Source organism: Streptomyces sp. NPDC057137 (assembly GCF_042670825.1).
GTDB lineage: Bacteria > Actinomycetota > Actinomycetes > Streptomycetales > Streptomycetaceae > Streptomyces.
Genome location: NZ_JBHUUW010000058.1, coordinates 1 through 16,529, shown reverse-complemented (window position 1 = coordinate 16,529; position 16,529 = coordinate 1). Strand labels below are relative to the sequence as shown.

Genomic DNA, 16,529 nt, shown 5'->3' with positions numbered 1-16,529 from the left:
CTTTCGCTCAGTGTGCGCTCGGGGATTCGCACGTCGGCGAAATCGACATGCCACCTACGGTGCCGTTGTAAACCCCTCTGTCTGTTTTGTGATCCTTCAGGTAGCTCGTACAGGGGTGTGTAACTTCGACTTATGCCGCCATTCCGGTGACGACTCGGCGTCGGGTAGGTTGGGAGTCATGCATGCGGAGAGTGACGAGCGGGGGGATGTCGTCGTACCGACGGCGCAGAAAACCGCGGGGGAATTGACGGTGGAGCCGGCCGAGCGGGAGCTGGGTTCACGCGCTCCAGGCTTTATCAAGAGTTCGAAGACGCTTCATGTGAGCTGGCAGGTCGGCGTATTCGTCGTCGGGCTCGCGGTCGTCGTGGCGGGCGCGGCGATGCTGGTGCTGCCCGGCCCCGGCTGGCTCGTGATCTTCGGGGGTATGGCGATCTGGGCGACCGAATTCGTCTGGGCACAACTGGTGCTCCGGTGGACGCGGCGCAAGGTCACCGAGGCGGCGCAGAAAGCGCTCGATCCGAAGGTGCGGCGGCGCAACATCATCCTCACGAGCGTCGGTGTGGTGATCATCGCGGTACTGGTCGCCATTTACCTCTGGGAGTTCGGATTCACCATGCCCTGGAAGATCGAGGAGTGACCGCGGAGCGGTCCGGCGGCGGTACTGACATGGGGTAATGTTTGCCCTGCGTCCGGGCGATTAGCTCAGTGGGAGAGCGCTTCGTTCACACCGAAGAGGTCACTGGTTCGAACCCAGTATCGCCCACCCGGAATCGATGCCCCGGAGACTTCACCGTCTCCGGGGCATCGGTCGTTTTCGGTACGTGACCGCCGGGCGCCGGCCCGTCAGCGCATCCGGCCCAGGGAGTCACGGAGCCGCCGGGCGTCGTGCAGGCGCCGTTCGTAGGTCGCGCCCACCGCCAGGAGCAGCAGTCCGGCGAGCGCGGGCGGCAGCCAGCGCGGCAGGGCGCCCACGACCTGGACGATGTACGGCGCCAGCTCGTGCAGCGTGTCCAGGGCCAGCACGCCCCCGCCCAGGACCAGCAGCGCCTGGAGCCGCAGCCGGGCGCCGACGAGCGTGACGGCGAGCGCGGCGACCCCCAGCGCCAGCGGGCGCGCCCAGTGCGGGTCGCCCCAGGCGGCGACGAGGCTCGGCAGGAGCGTCGCGGCGAGGCCGGGACCGTACGCCGTCCAGGACGACGCCCCGGGGTCGCCACGGCGCCGCAGGACACCCACGACGAGCGCGGGGATGGTCACCGGCAGGGTGTACGCCTCGGGGGTGGCCACGTCGGAGGCGTACAGCCGCACCCAGGTGGCCAGGACGAACAGCGCCGCCGCTAGGTAGCCGGCCGCCGGGCGGCGCTCCGGGCGCAGCGCGGTGCCCGCCGCGACGACCGCGCAGAGGGCCAGCACGAGGGCGACGGTCCCCGGGTGTCCCGAGGCGAGGACGACGGCGAGCAGACCGGCTCCGGCCGCCGTCAGCTCGATCGGCAGGGCCACGGGATGGCGGCGCAGGCGCGCCCCGAGCAGCGCGACGGCGGCCGGCACGGCGAGGACGGCCAGGGCGATGTGCTCGTGCCGCAGACCGGCGGACGCGCAGGCGGCACACAGCAGCGCGACGGCCGTCGCGACGGCGACGCAGGCCAGGAGCGCCTGGAAGGACCGTGTCAGGAAGGCGCCCGGTGCCTCGGTGGGAGCGGCGCCGTCGGTGGCCGCTCCGGCTTCGGTCACGGCGGTGTTCAGCGTCACCGCGCCGCCGCAGAGCAGGGCGAGCAGCACCCCGAGGGTGATCAGCGTGGTCGTCTCCGTGGCCAGCGCCAGCAGCGACACGGCCCCGGCGCCGGCCAGCGCGCAGATCAGGGCCGTCGTCGAGACCGCCGACAGCGCCGAGGGGGCCGGCCGCCGCGGCGCGGCGGGCAGGCGCAGGTACACCGCGAGCGTCAACGCGCCCGCCGTCAGCGCGAGATGCGTCGCCACGGCCGCCGCGTACCCGAGGTCCAGCGCCGCCGGCAGGACCAGCACAGCGGCCCAGCCGAGCGCCGTCGCACCGGCGAGCGCGGCGGGCCGTGCGGAGGCGGGCAGCCGGCGGTACGCGGCCGCCAGGAGCCCGGCGGCGATCAGCAGCACCAGCGGCGTCGTGGCCATCGCCGACCAGCCCGGATCCGTCCCGAGCGCTTCCCGGGCGCCGCCCGGTGCGCCCGACCAGACGGCCTCCGCCCGGGACATCGGGCCGAGCAGCGCCATGGCCGTCGCGGGCAGCGTCCACAGGACGGCCCCGGCCACGACGACCCCGGCGGCGGTGCGGAGCCCGTGCACCGTCGTGCGGGGGAGCGGAGCCCGTACCGCCGTCAACAGGGCCGCGCCGCACAGCAGATACCCGACGACGGCCCAGCCGATGGACAGCGAGGGCCGCGGCACCCCGCCGGTCGCGGTGATCGCGGCCAGACCGGCCACCAGGGCGCCGGCGAACGAGACGCCGGGCACACGCACGGCCATGCAGAGAGCCAGGCCGGCCCCGGCGAGCAGCATCAGGCCGGGCCGGAGGGCGTCGAGCGGGGTGCCGGCGGTTACGGAGAGGCCGCCCGCGATCAGCAGCGCCGAGCCGCCGGTCACCCAGGCGGTGACGCCGGCGATCGACCTGGCCGGGGCGGGCTTCGTCCACAGCACCATCGCGATGTTCCCGGCGGCGGTCGCCAGCAGCGCCCACGCGAGCGTCAGTTGGCTCGCTCCGGCGGCCAGCGCCCAGAGCGGCAGCGGGAGTTGGGCGGTGAGGACGGCTGCGGGCAGCGGGGCGCGCAGGCGGTCGAGGAGCAGCCCGTAAGCGGCCCAGACCGCCGCCAGCACCGCGCACACGGTGGCCGTGTAGCCGAGCGGGTCCGCGCCGGGGAGCGCGACGCGGTACAGGGCGTAGGCGTCGAGGACCGTCAGCACCAGAGCCAGCGCGCCGACGGCCTCGGCCGTCGAGGCGAGGGCGCGGCGCAGCAGGAGGGCCGGCGCGGCGAGCGCGGCCACGGTGACGGTGCCCAGCACGACGGACCGGCCGCCGATGCCCATGGCGCCCCAGCTGACGACGGTGAAGGCGATCGCCGCGATGGTCAACAGCACACCGCCCAGTGCCAGCAGGGCGTTCTGCACGCTCGGCGGGGACGTCTCGGGCGATCGTGGGGCGGGCCACGGTGGCGGTGCCACGGGTGCCACGGGTGCCACGGGTGACTGTGGTGCCGCGGGTCGCAGCAGCGTCAGCAGATAGGACCTGCGGGCGAGCAACTGTGCTCTGCGCGCCTCGATTCGGGCCAGCTCACCATCGAGGACCGCTAGCTCCTCGGCCGGTCGCGGAACGTTCTCCATGGCCTGGAGTGTGGCCCGCGCCACAGCACGGGCCATCGGCTCTCGTACTCAGATATGTGGGTGAGTACGTGCGAGAGGCGCACACTTGACCCATGGACTGGTATCACTACCGCTTCCGCAGCGTCTGGGATCTCGACGCGTCCCCGGACATCGTCTTCGGAGTGCTGGAGCGGGCCGGTGAGTACCCCGACTGGTGGCCCCAGGTCCGGGAGGTGACCCCGGTCGACGAGCGCAGCGGGACCGCCCGGTTCCGGTCCGTGATTCCGTACGACCTCCTCGTCCGCGCCCGCGAGAGCAGGAACGACCCGCGCGCCCGCGTCCTGGAGATGGAGATGACCGGCGACCTCGAAGGCTGGGCGCGCTGGACGCTGAGCGCCCGGGGCGGCGGCACACGCGCCCTCTACGAGCAGGAGGTCGACGTCAACAAGCCGCTGCTGCGGCGCCTCGCCGTGGCCGGGCGCCCCTTCTTCCTCGCCAATCACGCGCTGATGATGCGGGCCGGGCGGCGGGGGCTGCGGAAGGTCCTCGCGGGCCGTCATACGGTTTGAACGAAACCCGCCGAGACCTGTATGGTTCAGTCCGTTCCCGGGCGATTAGCTCAGTGGGAGAGCGCTTCGTTCACACCGAAGAGGTCACTGGTTCGAACCCAGTATCGCCCACCGGGAAAGGCCGGTCCGTCGATGACGGACCGGCCTTGCTTTTTGCCTCAACTGTCAGGCCACCACGGGCATTCGGGGCCGCAGCGGCCACGCCGGGTCGGGCGCCGCGCGTCCGGCGCCGCGGGCGAACCACTCCTGCTGGCCGCGCGACTGCGCCGCGTGCCAGACCGCCTGCCGCCCGTGCAACTGGGCCGCGGTCAGCTGCTGTGTCGTGGTGGCGAACCGGCGCCCCACCGACCTGACCACTTCGAGCGCCGCCGCCGCGTCGGCCACGGCGTCGTGCGAGCCGTCCAGCACCACCCCGTACAGCGAACAGAGATCGACCAGCCGTCGGCGGCCCTTGCGGACGGGGTCGAGATGGCGGTCCAGCACGCTCGGATCCAGTACGCAGAACGGCGCGTTCTCCAGATAGCGGGCCAGTGACGAGTCGCGGTGACGCCGCATCTCGCGGTCGAGCACCGTCAGGCTGAACGGCGCGTTCATCACCACCAGCGGTCGGCCCGCCATGCACTGCTCGGCCAGCGCCCGCCCCACCTCCTCGATCACCGGCGCCGGCCAGCGGCCGGAGCGCTGGACCAACGCGTCGGTGAGGCCGTGCATTTCGGTGGCCTCGACCGGGATCGGTATCCCCGGATTGACCAGCCAGCGGGTGACCCGGGCCCGGGAGCCCGAGATGTCCTGGACGACGAGGGCGGCCGAGACGATCCGGTCCTCCTCGGCGTCGGTGCCTGTCGTTTCGATGTCGAATGCGGCCAGGGGGCCCTCGTACCAGTGCGTCATCCCCGAACTCCTCGCGCACGCTTGGCAGATGGCATGAGGCCGACTGCCCGAATCGGTGATACCCGCGACCTTTGTGCCGTACGCCGGAGATGACGGCACAATTCAACCGTTTAGCGAGTGGCCCCTCCGGCTCGGTACGATTCCCGTCGCGTACGGAAACGAGCGTGCGCGCCCCCTGAGTGAAGGAGAGACCGGTGTCAGATGTCCGCGTGACCATCGAACGCGATTCCGAGCGGGAAGAGCGCGTGGTGACGACGGGCACTACGGCGGCCGGACTCTTCCCCGGCGAGCGCACCGTGATCGCCGCCCGGGTCGGCGGCGAGCTGAAGGACCTCAGCTACGAGGTCGCCGACGGCGAGACCGTCGAGCCTGTCGAGATGTCCTCCGGGGACGGCCTGAACATCCTGCGCCACTCCACCGCGCACGTCATGGCGCAGGCCGTGCAGGAGCTGTTCCCCGAGGCCAAGCTGGGTATCGGTCCGCCGATCAAGGACGGCTTCTACTACGACTTCGACGTCGCCGAGCCCTTCACCCCCGACGACATCAAGCGCGTCGAGAAGAAGATGCAGGAGATCCAGAAGCGCGGCCAGCGGTTCTCCCGCCGGGTCACCACCGACGAGGACGCGCGGGTCGAGCTGGCCGACGAGCCGTACAAGATCGAGCTGATCGGGCTCAAGGGCAAGGCCGCCGACGCCGCCGAGGGCGCGTCGGCCGAGGTCGGCGCCGGTGAGCTGACGATCTACGACAACCTCGACGCGAAGACCGGCGAGCTGTGCTGGAAGGACCTCTGCCGGGGTCCGCACCTGCCCACCACCCGTAACATCCCGGCCTTCAAGCTGATGCGCTCCGCCGCCGCCTACTGGCGCGGCAGCGAGAAGAACCCGCAGCTCCAGCGGATCTACGGCACCGCCTGGCCGTCCAAGGACGAGCTGAAGGCCCACCTCGACTTCCTCGCCGAGGCCGAGCGCCGCGACCACCGCAGGCTGGGCAGCGAGCTGGACCTGTTCTCCTTCCCCGACGAGCTGGGCTCCGGCCTCGCGGTCTTCCACCCCAAGGGCGGGGTGATCCGCAAGGAGATGGAGCAGTACTCGCGCCACCGCCACGAGGTGTCCGGGTACGAGTTCGTCAACACCCCGCACATCTCGAAGAAGAAGCTCTTCGAGACCTCGGGGCACCTGCCGCACTACGCGGACGGCATGTTCCCGCCCATGCAGTTCGACGGCCAGGACTACTACCTCAAGGCCATGAACTGCCCGATGCACAACCTGATCTTCAAGGCGCGCGGGCGGTCCTATCGCGAGCTGCCCCTGCGCCTGTTCGAGTTCGGCACGGTCTACCGCTACGAGAAGTCCGGCGTCGTGCACGGCCTCACCCGCTCCCGCGGCTTCACCCAGGACGACGCGCACATCTACTGCACCAAGGAGGAGATGCCGCAGGAGCTGGACTCCCTGCTCACCTTCGTGCTGGATCTGCTGCGGGACTACGGCCTGTCCGACTTCGAGCTGGAGCTGTCCACCCGCGACCCCGAGTCCGACAAGTTCATGGGCGAGGACGCGGAGTGGGAGGAGGCCACGGCCGCGCTCCAGCAGGCCGCCGACAAGCAGGGCCTGCCGCTGGTCCCCGACCCGGGCGGCGCCGCGTACTACGGCCCCAAGATCTCCGTACAGGCCAAGGACGCCATCGGCCGGTCCTGGCAGATGTCCACCATCCAGGTCGACTTCCAGCAGCCGAAGCGGTTCGAGCTGGAGTACACCGCGTCCGACGGCACCAAGCAGCAGCCCGTCATGATCCACCGGGCGCTGTTCGGCTCGATCGAGCGCTTCTTCGCCGTGCTCCTGGAGCACTACGCGGGGGCGTTCCCGGCCTGGCTGGCCCCCGTCCAGGCGGTCGGCATCCCGATCGGCGACGCGCACGTGCCCTATCTCCAGGAGTTCGCCGCACGGGCGAAGGCCAAGGGGCTGCGGGTGGAGGTGGACGCGTCGGCGGACCGGATGCAGAAGAAGATCCGCAACCACCAGAAGGCCAAGACGCCGTTCATGATCATCGCCGGTGACGAGGACGTCGCCAACGGCGCGGTGTCCTTCCGCTACCGGGACGGGACGCAGAAGAACGGCATCCCCGCCGACGAGGCGCTCGCCGAGCTGCTGGACGTCGTGGAGCGCCGCGTACAGGTCTGAGGCGCCCACACGGCTCCGTACGGCCCCCGGGAGGGATCAGCTCCCCGGGGGCCGTACGTCGTCCGCCGGCGGACTCTCCCGGCCCGCCCCGCTCGCCCGGTCCTCCCGGCCGAAGACCTGGATCAGCCACGAGGAGAACGAACCCGTCACCGCGCCCAGCAGCGCCAGGCCGCAGCCCATCAGACAGACCGCGAACAGCCGGCCGAGCGGTGTCACCGGGGTGACGTCGCCGTACCCGACCGTGGTGATCGCCGAGCAGGCCCACCACACCGAGTCCCCGAAGGTACGGATGGTGGCGCCCGGCGCGCCGCGCTCCTGCTGGTAGACCGCGAGCGCCGCGGCGAAGCTCAGCAGGGCGGCAGTCACCCCCGCGTACGCCATCACCCGCCCGTACAGGCTCAGCCGGGGCTCGTCGCGGCGGCGCTGGAGTGCCACGTAGGTGTTCACGATCCGCACCGGACGCAGCAGGGGCAGCAGCAGGACGACGGTGTCCAGCCAGTGCCTCCGTACGAAGTGGGCACCCCGGCCGCTCAGCACCAGACGGACCGCGTAGTCCACCGCGAACAGCGCCCAGATCGCGAACAGGATCCACAGTGCGACATCGCGCAGGAGCGCGTCGGGGCTCTCGTTCAGCACGCGCACCGCGTAACAGGCGAGGAAGAGCGGCGAGGCGACGAGCAGCGGCAGTTCGAGGTGCCGCTCCCAGTCGCGCAGCCGGTCGGCTCGGTTCCGGACATGCATCGCGCCAGCATGGCCGGGAGGTGCGCGGGGCGGGCCCGGCGACACGCCTCACCGGGGCGAAGTCATATGCTGCACAGCATGACGAGTGAGCCGGAGCAGCAGATCGGAGTGGGCACCCCGGACGCGTTCCAGCGCCTGTGGACGCCCCACCGGATGGCCTACATCCAGGGCGAGAACAAGCCCACCGGCCCGAACGCGGACGACGGCTGTCCCTTCTGCTCCATCCCGCGCAAGTCCGACGAGGACGGGCTCGTCATCGCCCGCGGCGAGTCGGTCTACGCGGTGCTGAACCTCTATCCGTACAACGGCGGGCATCTCATGGTCGTGCCGTTCCGGCACGTCGCCGACTACACGGAGCTGGACGAGGCCGAGACCGCCGAACTGGCCGCGTTCACCAAACAGGCGATGACCGCGCTGCGTACGGCCTCCGGGGCGCACGGCTTCAACATCGGCATGAACCAGGGCACCGTCGCCGGGGCCGGTATCGCCGCGCATCTGCACCAGCACCTGGTGCCGCGCTGGGGCGGCGACGCCAACTTCATGCCGGTCGTCGCGCACACCCGGGTGCTGCCGCAACTGCTGGCGGACACCCGGGCGATGCTCGCGGACGCCTGGCCGACGGCGTAGCCCGGCTCCCGCGCGCCGGCCTACTTCGGTGACGGGTCCTGGATCGCGCCGCTGAGGAACGAGGAGCGGTTGCCGAAGCGCTCGGTGTCCACGCCGTTCTCCTTCAGCACGCGCAGGGCCGCCGTGTGCGCCACCCGCAGCACCGGCGTCGCGGCGCGCATCGCGTCGTCCGCCATGAAGCGGTGCCGCCACGGCTCCTCCGCCCAGACGTGCCGCAGACCGAACGGCTCGGGCAGCGACAGCTTGCCGCCGAGGAAGTCGAGGATCGGCGGATACCAGGTGAACGGCGCGCGGACGGCGAGCCGCACCGCCTCCTTCGGCTCCACCAGCGGCAGACTGTGCGTCGTCGTCTCCCAGAACCTGACCGTCTTGGGCTTGGTGACCGTCTTCGGCGACGGCTTCGAGGTGAACAGTGAGTTCACCGGCCCCAGGGCGTGGCCGGTCACCTCGATGCGCAGCGTCTCGTGCAGGACCGTCACCGTGATCATCATCGTGATGACCAACTGGCCGTCCCAGAGCACGAACTGGACGCCCAGATAGTGCCGGTCGCCGCTGCCGAACTGCTGGTGGTTGCAGATCCGCTGTATCTCGTGGCCCTTGACCTGGAAGGTCTCCACGTCCTGGCCCTCGGGCCTGCTGACCGATCCGGCCTTCTCACCGACCGGCCGTACGATCCAGTGCTTCACCTCGGGCTTGGTGAAACCACCGGAGTTGAGCGGGCCGCGCTCCAGCATCTTCAGCTGGTCGTGCATCACCCGTATCACGTCGTAGCTGCGGAACTGGTGGATCTCCTTGTCGGCGTCCTTGGGAACCAGCTCCTCCGCGAGCTGCCAGCTGCCCCACCGCGTACCCATGCCCAGTATTTCCTTGGGGCCCGCGTAGAAGATCGCGTTGGACCGCTGCTCGGCCGTCAGCTTCTCCAGTCCGTGGCGCAGTTCCTCCCGTGCGGTCTCGTCCGGGTGCCCCGGCACCGCCTCCGGCACCTTGGCGCCGAGACCGCCGCCCTCCAGGAGGTCGGTCCAGCGGGCGCGCAGGTCCTTCGCCGTCGTCTCACAGATCCGCTTGGCGAGCAGCCAGCCGATGACCGGCGCGATGATCACGCCGCGCAGATACCAGCCGAGGAAGCCCGTGAACGGCAGCGCGACCAGGAACACCACGGCCAGCGCGGCGACACCGAGCAGCAGCGCGCCGCCGATCGCCCCGGCCTTCTTGTCCTTCGAACCCGCCAGCGTCCTGCGCAGCTGGAAGACGCCGATCCACAGCAGCGTCCCCGGCAGGAACAGCACACCGAACAGGACGGTCACCAGGGTGAGCCGGGTGTCACGCTCCTTACGGATGCGGTTCGCCGCCAGACAGTGCTCGACCACCGTCTGCGGTTCCATACCGAAGGACTGGATGAGCGCGGCACGGCCGCCACCGAGCATCCGCGTCTGCACCGCGCGCGCGAACGCCTCGCCCAGATTCGGCTCGAAGAGCGAGACCTTGCCCTTCGACACGGTGGACTTGTGAAGTTCGCTGTCCGCCTCAAGGATCTTCTCCAGCGGACTGTCGCGGTACGCCGCCGAGGCCAGGGCATGCGTCGCCGCCGTCTGACCCGCCGACCCCTGGAGCGGAACCTGAGCTCCAGGAGAGAAATCGAAACCGTCGTGCGCCACTGTCCGCCCCCATCGCCGCGAGCATCCGCTGCTGCGCCCTGTTTCCAACTACCCTGCCCCGCACACCTGCTGAGCTGGGGCGCACCACAGCGTAACCGGGGCACGCCGTCCGCGTCAGGGAGAAACCGGCCCGGCGTCGCACCGTCCCGCCGCTCAGGCTTCCACCGCGGCTCCGGCGCTTGTCCGGAACCGGTCCGCCAGGTGGGGCGGCATCGCCTCGTGCCGGGCGTACGAGCGGCTGAAGCGGCCCGTGCCGTGCGACACCGACCGCAGATCGGCCGGTACGCGATCGATCGCACGGTGCGCAGCCGGGCGCGGGCGTCAGGAGCCGCGCGTGGCAGCTCCAGCGATGCCCACGGTGGTCTTTCGAGCTTTGCACCGTGGTCGGCCCGCGTCCATATGTCGGGCGGACGGGCCGGTTCTGCCCCACCTGGGCGCCCCGGCGGTGGAGGGCGTCGGTCCTGGCTACGATGGGCCAGCCGGTGGCCGATGGGGCCGCCTGCCCAACCGACCGTCGGGAAGGCCATGCTGAACAAGTACGCGCGTGCATTCTTTACGCGTGTCCTCACCCCGTTCGCCGCGTTTCTGCTCCGCCGGGGGGTGAGTCCCGACGCTGTGACGCTCATCGGTACGGCGGGAGTGATGGCGGGAGCGCTGTTCTTCTTCCCCCGCGGAGAGTTCTTCTGGGGCACGATCGTCATCACGCTCTTCGTCTTCTCCGACCTCGTCGACGGCAACATGGCGCGGCAGGCCGGGATCTCCAGCCGGTGGGGGGCGTTCCTCGACTCCACCCTCGACCGGGTCGCCGACGGCGCGGTCTTCGGCGGATTCGCGCTCTGGTACGCGGGGACGGGCGACAACAACGTGCTGTGCGCCGTGTCGATCTTCTGCCTGGCGAGTGGCCAGGTCGTCTCGTACACGAAGGCCCGAGGCGAGTCGATAGGGCTGCCTGTGGCGGTCAACGGGCTCATCGAGCGGGCCGAGCGTCTCGTCATCTCGCTGGTGGCGGCGGGTCTCGCGGGGATGCACAAGACCTTCGGCGTGCCCGGGATCGAGATCCTGCTGCCGATCGCGCTCTGGGTGGTGGCCGCGGGCAGTCTGGTGACACTCGGTCAGCGCGTCGTGACCGTACGGCGTGAGTCCGCCGAGGCGGACGCGGCCCAGGCGAGCGGATCCGCCAGCGCCACCGGATCCGCTTCATGAGCGGCGGGCGGGACCGGCTGGCCGACGCCCTGTACGGACTCGGCTGGAGCACCGTCAAGAAGCTCCCCGAACCGGCCGCCGCCGCGCTCGGCAGGACCATCGCCGACACCGTGTGGAAGCGGCGCGGCACCAACGTGCTGCGGCTGGAGTCGAATCTGGCCCGCGTGGAGCCGGACGCGAGCCCCGAACGCCTCCGGGAGCTGTCGAAGGCCGGGATGCGCTCGTACATGCGGTACTGGATGGAGTCGTTCCGGCTGCCGGTCTGGAGCGACGAGCGGGTGCGGGTCAGCGTCGAGATCAAGGACATCCATCTGCTGACGGAGGGCCTGGAGAGCGGTCGGGGCGTCGTGCTGGCGTTGCCGCACATGGCCAACTGGGATCTCGCCGGGGCCTGGCTGACCCGGGGGATGGGCGTTCCGTTCACCACCGTCGTGGAACGGCTCAAGCCCGAATCGCTCTTCGACCGTTTCGTCGAATACCGCGAGAGCCTCGGTATGGAGGTGCTGCCGCACACCGGAGGCAGCGCCTTCGGTGTGCTCGCCAGGCGGCTGCGGGCCGGCGGACTGGTGTGTCTGGTCGCCGACCGCGATCTGTCCGCGTCGGGCGTCGAGGTGACGTTCTTCGGTGAGAAGACCCGGATGCCGGCCGGGCCCGCGATGCTGGCGCAGCAGACCGGGGCGCTGCTCTTCCCGGTGGAGCTCCACTTCGACGGGCCCAAGCTCATGCGGGGACGGGTGTATCCGGCCGTCGAGGTGCCGGAGACAGGCAAGCGCGCCGAAAAGTCGTCTGTGATGACACAGGCCGTGGCGGACATGTTCGCCGTCGGCATCGCGGAGCACCCGGAGGACTGGCACATGCTGCAACGTCTCTGGCTCGCCGACCTCGAACCACGTCCCGCGGAGAGCACGGAGAGCGCCGGAAGTGCCGCGACCGCCGGGGGGACCGGGTGAAGATCGGCATCGTCTGCCCGTACTCCTGGGACGTACCGGGCGGAGTGCAGTTCCACATCAGGGACCTCGCGGACCATCTGATCCGGCTGGGCCACGACGTCTCGGTGCTCGCGCCCGCAGACGACGAGACGCCGCTCCCGCCGTTCGTGGTCTCCGCCGGGGGCGCCGTGCCCGTCCCGTACAACGGCTCCGTCGCCCGGCTGAGCTTCGGCTTCCTGGCGGCGGCCCGGGTACGGCGCTGGCTGCACGACGGCACCTTCGACGTCATCCACATCCATGAGCCCACGGCGCCCTCGCTGGGGCTGCTCGCCTGCTGGGCGGCGCAGGGGCCGATAGTCGCGACGTTCCACACCTCGAACCCGCGCTCGCGCGTGATGCTCGCCGCGTACCCGATCCTCCAGCCGGCGCTGGAGAAAATAAGCGCGCGGATCGCCGTGAGCGAGTACGCGCGGCGCACGCTCGTCGAGCACCTGGGCGGCGACGCGGTCGTCATCCCCAACGGCGTCGACGTCGGCTTCTTCGCCGAGGCCGAGGTCAACCCCGAGTGGCAGGGCGGCACGATCGGCTTCATAGGGCGCATCGACGAACCCCGCAAGGGGCTGCCCGTCCTGATGAAGGCCCTGCCGAAGATCCTCGACGCCCTTCCGGAGACCAGGCTGCTGATCGCCGGCCGCGGCGACGAGAAGGAAGCCGTGGAGTCGCTTCCCGAGGAGATGCGCGAGCGCGTCGAATTCCTCGGCATGGTCAGCGACGAGGACAAGGCGCGGCTGCTGCGCAGTGTCGACCTGTACGTGGCGCCCAACACCGGCGGCGAGAGCTTCGGCATCGTCCTGGTCGAGGCTCTGTCGGCGGGCGCGGCGGTGCTGGCGAGCGACCTGGACGCGTTCGCGCAGGTCCTGGACCAGGGCATGGCCGGGGAACTGTTCGCCAACGAGGACGCGGACGCGCTCGCGGAGGCGGCGGTACGGCTCCTGGGGGACCCGGAGCGCCGCAAGGAACTGCGGGAGCGCGGCAGCGCGCACGTGCGGCGCTTCGACTGGTCGACGGTGGGGGCGGACATTCTGGCGGTCTACGAGACGGTGACCGACGGCGCGGCGTCGGTGGCCACGGACGAACGGGTGGGCCTCCGCGCCCGCTTCGGCCTGGCGGCCCGCGACTGAGCCGCCGGCCTTCTTGGAAGGCCGAGTCGCGGGTACGGGGCCGGGGGCCCGTCCGGCCCCGTACCCGGTTTCGGGAAGGGGCGGGGTGGGGGAACCGGCCACCGCCACCAGTAGCCTGCCGTTCGTGACCCAAACCCTGATCTGGATCCTCGCCGGGCTGTTGGCGATCGGCCTGTACCTCAGTTGGACCGCCGGCCGCCTCGACCGACTGCACTCGCGGATCGACGCCGCACGGGCCTCCCTCGACGCCCAACTGCTGCGCCGCGCCTCGGTCGCCCAGGAACTGGCCACCGCGGGCGTCCTCGATCCCGCCGCCTCGATCGTGCTCTACCAGGGCGCGCACGCCGCCCGCCAGGCCGAGGAGGAGCTGCGCGAAGTGGCCGAGAGCGAGCTGAGCGAGGCGCTGCGGGCCGTCTTCGGGGAGGTCGCGCAGGTCGAGGCGGTACGGGCCGCCGCGGGCGGCGAGGAGGCCGCGACGGAGCTGGCCGCCGCCGTACGCCGCGTGCCCATGGCCCGGCGCTTCCACAACGACTCCGTACGCGCGGCCCGCGCACTGCGCAGGCACCGCACGGTCCGCTGGTTCCGGCTCGCCGGCCACGCGCCGTTCCCCCTCGCGTTCGAGATGGACGACGAGCCGCCGGTCGCGCTCGCCGACCGGCCCGGCACGTAGCCCCGGTACGTAGCCTCCGTACGGAGGAGGGTCACGAGAAGGGGCCGCGAGAACGATCCACCGGCCTTTCATTGGCCCTTGCTGTGGACTGGTCCGGAGAGGTTTGCTCACCTCGTCGAACCGCTCCCGCCCCAGTTCCCCAGTGAGGTCCTCACCGTGTCCACCACGCTTCCCACCACCGGCCAGAACCCCGAGACCGGCACCGCGCGCGTCAAGCGCGGCATGGCCGAGCAGCTCAAGGGTGGCGTGATCATGGATGTCGTCACGCCCGACCAGGCCAAGATCGCCGAGGACGCGGGCGCGGTCGCCGTGATGGCACTGGAGCGGGTTCCCGCCGACATCCGTAAGGACGGCGGCGTCGCGCGGATGTCCGACCCCGACATGATCGAGGGCATCATCGAGGCCGTCTCGATCCCGGTGATGGCCAAGTCCCGTATCGGCCACTTCGTGGAGGCCCAGGTCCTCCAGTCCCTCGGCGTCGACTACATCGACGAGTCCGAGGTGCTGACCCCGGCCGACGAGGTCAACCACGCGGACAAGTGGGCCTTCACCACGCCGTTCGTCTGTGGCGCGACCAACCTGGGCGAGGCCCTGCGCCGTATCGCCGAGGGCGCGGCCATGATCCGCTCCAAGGGCGAGGCCGGCACCGGCAACGTCGTCGAGGCCGTCCGTCATCTGCGCCAGATCAAGAACGAGATCGCCCGGCTGCGCGGCTACGACAACAACGAGCTGTACGCCGCCGCGAAGGAGCTGCGCGCTCCGTACGAGATCGTCAAGGAGGTCGCCGCGCTGGGCAAGCTGCCCGTCGTGCTGTTCTCCGCGGGCGGCGTGGCCACCCCGGCGGACGCCGCGCTGATGCGCCAGCTCGGCGCCGAGGGAGTCTTCGTCGGCTCCGGCATCTTCAAGTCCGGCGACCCGGCCAAGCGCGCCGCGGCCATCGTCAAGGCCACCACCTTCTTCGACGACCCCAAGATCGTCGCGGACGCCTCACGCAACCTCGGCGAGGCCATGGTCGGCATCAACATCGACACCCTGCCCGCGTCCGAGCACTACGCCAACCGTGGCTGGTGACCAGGGCGCCGCACGCGGCCCGCTGATCGGCGTCCTGGCCCTCCAGGGCGACGTACGGGAGCACCTGGCCGCCCTCGCGGCGGCCGGGGCTGTCCCCACGACCGTACGGCGGCCGGACGAACTGGCCGCCGTGGACGGCCTGGTGATCCCCGGCGGCGAGTCGACCACCATGTCCAAACTGGCCGTCCTCTTCGGGATGCTGGAGCCGCTGCGGACACGCGTACGCGCCGGGATGCCGGTCTACGGCACCTGCGCCGGCCTGATCCTGCTCGCCGAGAAGATCCTCGACCCGCGCTCCGGACAGGAGACCGTCGGCGGCATCGACATGATCGTCCGCAGGAACGCCTTCGGACGGCAGAACGAGTCCTTCGAGGCGGCCGTCGACGTCGTGGGCGTGGGACCCGTGGACGGGGTCTTCATCCGGGCACCGTGGGTCGAGTCCGTGGGCGCCGAGGTGGAGGTGCTCGCCGAGCACGGCGGGCATGTCGTCGCCGTACGGCAGGGCAACGCCCTCGCGACGGCGTTCCACCCCGAACTCACCGGCGACCACCGTCTGCACGGCTTCTTCACGGAGATGGTGCGCTCCGCGGGGTGAGGGGATCCCGGTAGGATCTCTGCCGAACGGAGCAGGATTGGTTACGCGAAGGAGACAGGCAGATGTCCGGCCACTCTAAATGGGCTACGACGAAGCACAAGAAGGCCGTGATCGATGCCAAGCGCGGCAAGCTCTTCGCGAAGCTGATCAAGAACATCGAGGTCGCGGCCCGCACCGGAGGCGCCGACGTCGACGGTAATCCGACCCTTTTCGACGCCATCCAGAAGGCGAAGAAGAGCTCGGTGCCGAACAAGAACATCGACTCGGCCGTCAAGCGCGGCGCCGGCCTGGAGGCCGGTGGCGCCGACTACGAGACGATCATGTACGAGGGTTACGGGCCCAACGGTGTCGCCGTTCTCATCGAGTGCCTGACCGACAACCGCAACCGCGCGGCCTCCGACGTCCGCGTCGCGATGACCCGCAACGGCGGCTCGATGGCCGACCCCGGCTCCGTGTCGTACCTGTTCCACCGCAAGGGCGTCGTGATCGTCCCCAAGGGCGGGCTGGGCGAGGACGACGTCCTCGACGCCGTCCTCGACGCGGGAGCCGAGGAGGTCAACGACCTCGGTGAGTCCTACGAGGTGCTCAGCGAGGCCACCGACCTGGTCGAGGTCCGCACGGCGCTCCAAGGGGCCGGCATCGACTACGACTCCGCCGACACCAACTTCGTGCCGACCATGCAGGTCGAGCTGGACGAGGACGGCGCACGGAAGATCTTCAAGCTGATCGACGCGCTGGAGGACAGCGACGACGTGCAGAACGTCTTCGCCAACTTCGACGTCTCGGACGAGGTCATGGAGAAGGTCGACGCCTGACGTCCGAACCTCGTCGGCGCGCGGTCACCGGCGCCAACTCGGTTGTACGCGGCGGGCCGACGGGGACACACCCCCCGTCGG

General features: G+C 70.7%; 15 protein-coding genes and 2 tRNA genes. 13 read left to right on the top strand and 4 right to left on the bottom strand.

What is annotated here, in order from left to right; translation table 11 throughout:
- The first annotated feature begins 178 nt into the window (after window positions 1-178).
- Window positions 179-637: a TIGR02611 family protein gene (locus tag ACFT9I_RS31795; protein WP_382569986.1), complete on the top strand. Its 459-nt coding sequence runs from the start codon at window positions 179-181 to the stop codon at window positions 635-637.
- Window positions 638-691: 54 nt separating this feature from the next.
- Window positions 692-763 (top strand) — tRNA-Val (locus tag ACFT9I_RS31790).
- 80 nt (window positions 764-843) lie between these two features.
- On the opposite strand, the gene ACFT9I_RS31785 is transcribed toward ACFT9I_RS31790, so the two are convergent.
- Entirely contained in the window at window positions 844-3,345 is a 2,502-nt protein-coding gene (locus ACFT9I_RS31785) for an SCO7613 C-terminal domain-containing membrane protein (RefSeq protein ID WP_382569984.1), read from the bottom strand.
- A gap of 92 nt (window positions 3,346-3,437) precedes the next feature.
- Here ACFT9I_RS31785 and ACFT9I_RS31780 point away from each other — a divergent pair, with 92 nt between their 5' ends.
- Together ACFT9I_RS31780 and ACFT9I_RS31775 are read left to right on the top strand one after the other, a co-directional pair.
- Window positions 3,438-3,893: an SRPBCC family protein gene (locus tag ACFT9I_RS31780; protein ID WP_382569983.1), complete on the top strand. Its 456-nt coding sequence runs from the start codon at window positions 3,438-3,440 to the stop codon at window positions 3,891-3,893.
- Between the two features lie 39 nt (window positions 3,894-3,932).
- A tRNA-Val gene (locus ACFT9I_RS31775) sits at window positions 3,933-4,004 on the top strand.
- Window positions 4,005-4,058: 54 nt separating this feature from the next.
- Here ACFT9I_RS31775 and ACFT9I_RS31770 read toward each other — a convergent pair.
- Window positions 4,059-4,784 (bottom strand): exonuclease domain-containing protein, encoded by a 726-nt coding sequence (locus tag ACFT9I_RS31770; protein WP_382569981.1) that lies wholly within the window; start codon window positions 4,782-4,784, stop codon window positions 4,059-4,061.
- A gap of 194 nt (window positions 4,785-4,978) precedes the next feature.
- Between ACFT9I_RS31770 and thrS the strand changes: the two genes are divergently transcribed.
- Entirely contained in the window at window positions 4,979-6,961 is a 1,983-nt protein-coding gene (thrS, locus tag ACFT9I_RS31765; RefSeq protein WP_382569980.1) for a threonine--tRNA ligase, read from the top strand.
- A 36-nt stretch (window positions 6,962-6,997) separates the two neighbouring features.
- Here thrS and ACFT9I_RS31760 read toward each other — a convergent pair whose 3' ends face one another.
- Window positions 6,998-7,702 (bottom strand): potassium channel family protein, encoded by a 705-nt coding sequence (locus tag ACFT9I_RS31760; protein ID WP_382569977.1) that lies wholly within the window; start codon window positions 7,700-7,702, stop codon window positions 6,998-7,000.
- Window positions 7,703-7,768: 66 nt separating this feature from the next.
- On the opposite strand from ACFT9I_RS31760, the gene ACFT9I_RS31755 reads away from it, so the two are divergent.
- Window positions 7,769-8,329 (top strand): HIT family protein, encoded by a 561-nt coding sequence (locus ACFT9I_RS31755; protein ID WP_382569975.1) that lies wholly within the window; start codon window positions 7,769-7,771, stop codon window positions 8,327-8,329.
- 20 nt (window positions 8,330-8,349) lie between these two features.
- Here ACFT9I_RS31755 and ACFT9I_RS31750 read toward each other — a convergent pair whose 3' ends face one another.
- A complete protein-coding gene (locus ACFT9I_RS31750; protein WP_382569973.1) occupies window positions 8,350-9,984 on the bottom strand; it encodes a hypothetical protein in 1,635 nt (544 codons plus the stop codon).
- 525 nt (window positions 9,985-10,509) lie between these two features.
- Between ACFT9I_RS31750 and pgsA the strand changes: the two genes are divergently transcribed.
- From pgsA to ACFT9I_RS31715, 7 genes are all read left to right on the top strand, one after another.
- Window positions 10,510-11,187, top strand: a complete 678-nt coding sequence (gene pgsA, locus ACFT9I_RS31745) for a phosphatidylinositol phosphate synthase (RefSeq protein ID WP_382569971.1) — start codon at window positions 10,510-10,512, stop codon at window positions 11,185-11,187.
- On the top strand, window positions 11,184-12,137 hold the full coding sequence (locus tag ACFT9I_RS31740) for a phosphatidylinositol mannoside acyltransferase (RefSeq protein ID WP_382569969.1): 954 nt from the start codon (window positions 11,184-11,186) through the stop codon (window positions 12,135-12,137). Before pgsA ends, ACFT9I_RS31740 begins: the two co-directional genes overlap by 4 nt.
- Window positions 12,134-13,297, top strand: coding sequence for a glycosyltransferase family 4 protein (locus ACFT9I_RS31735; RefSeq protein ID WP_382569967.1), 1,164 nt, complete (start codon window positions 12,134-12,136; stop codon window positions 13,295-13,297). Before ACFT9I_RS31740 ends, ACFT9I_RS31735 begins: the two co-directional genes overlap by 4 nt.
- Before the next feature lie 124 nt (window positions 13,298-13,421).
- Entirely contained in the window at window positions 13,422-13,967 is a 546-nt protein-coding gene (locus ACFT9I_RS31730; RefSeq protein ID WP_382569965.1) for a hypothetical protein, read from the top strand.
- 156 nt (window positions 13,968-14,123) lie between these two features.
- A complete protein-coding gene (gene pdxS / locus ACFT9I_RS31725) occupies window positions 14,124-15,038 on the top strand; it encodes a pyridoxal 5'-phosphate synthase lyase subunit PdxS (protein WP_382569963.1) in 915 nt (304 codons plus the stop codon).
- Entirely contained in the window at window positions 15,028-15,633 is a 606-nt protein-coding gene (pdxT, locus tag ACFT9I_RS31720) for a pyridoxal 5'-phosphate synthase glutaminase subunit PdxT (RefSeq protein WP_382569961.1), read from the top strand. The genes pdxS and pdxT overlap by 11 nt, the downstream gene beginning before the upstream one ends.
- 62 nt (window positions 15,634-15,695) lie before the next feature.
- Window positions 15,696-16,448, top strand: a complete 753-nt coding sequence (locus tag ACFT9I_RS31715) for a YebC/PmpR family DNA-binding transcriptional regulator (protein ID WP_382569959.1) — start codon at window positions 15,696-15,698, stop codon at window positions 16,446-16,448.
- Window positions 16,449-16,529 lie beyond the last annotated feature (81 nt).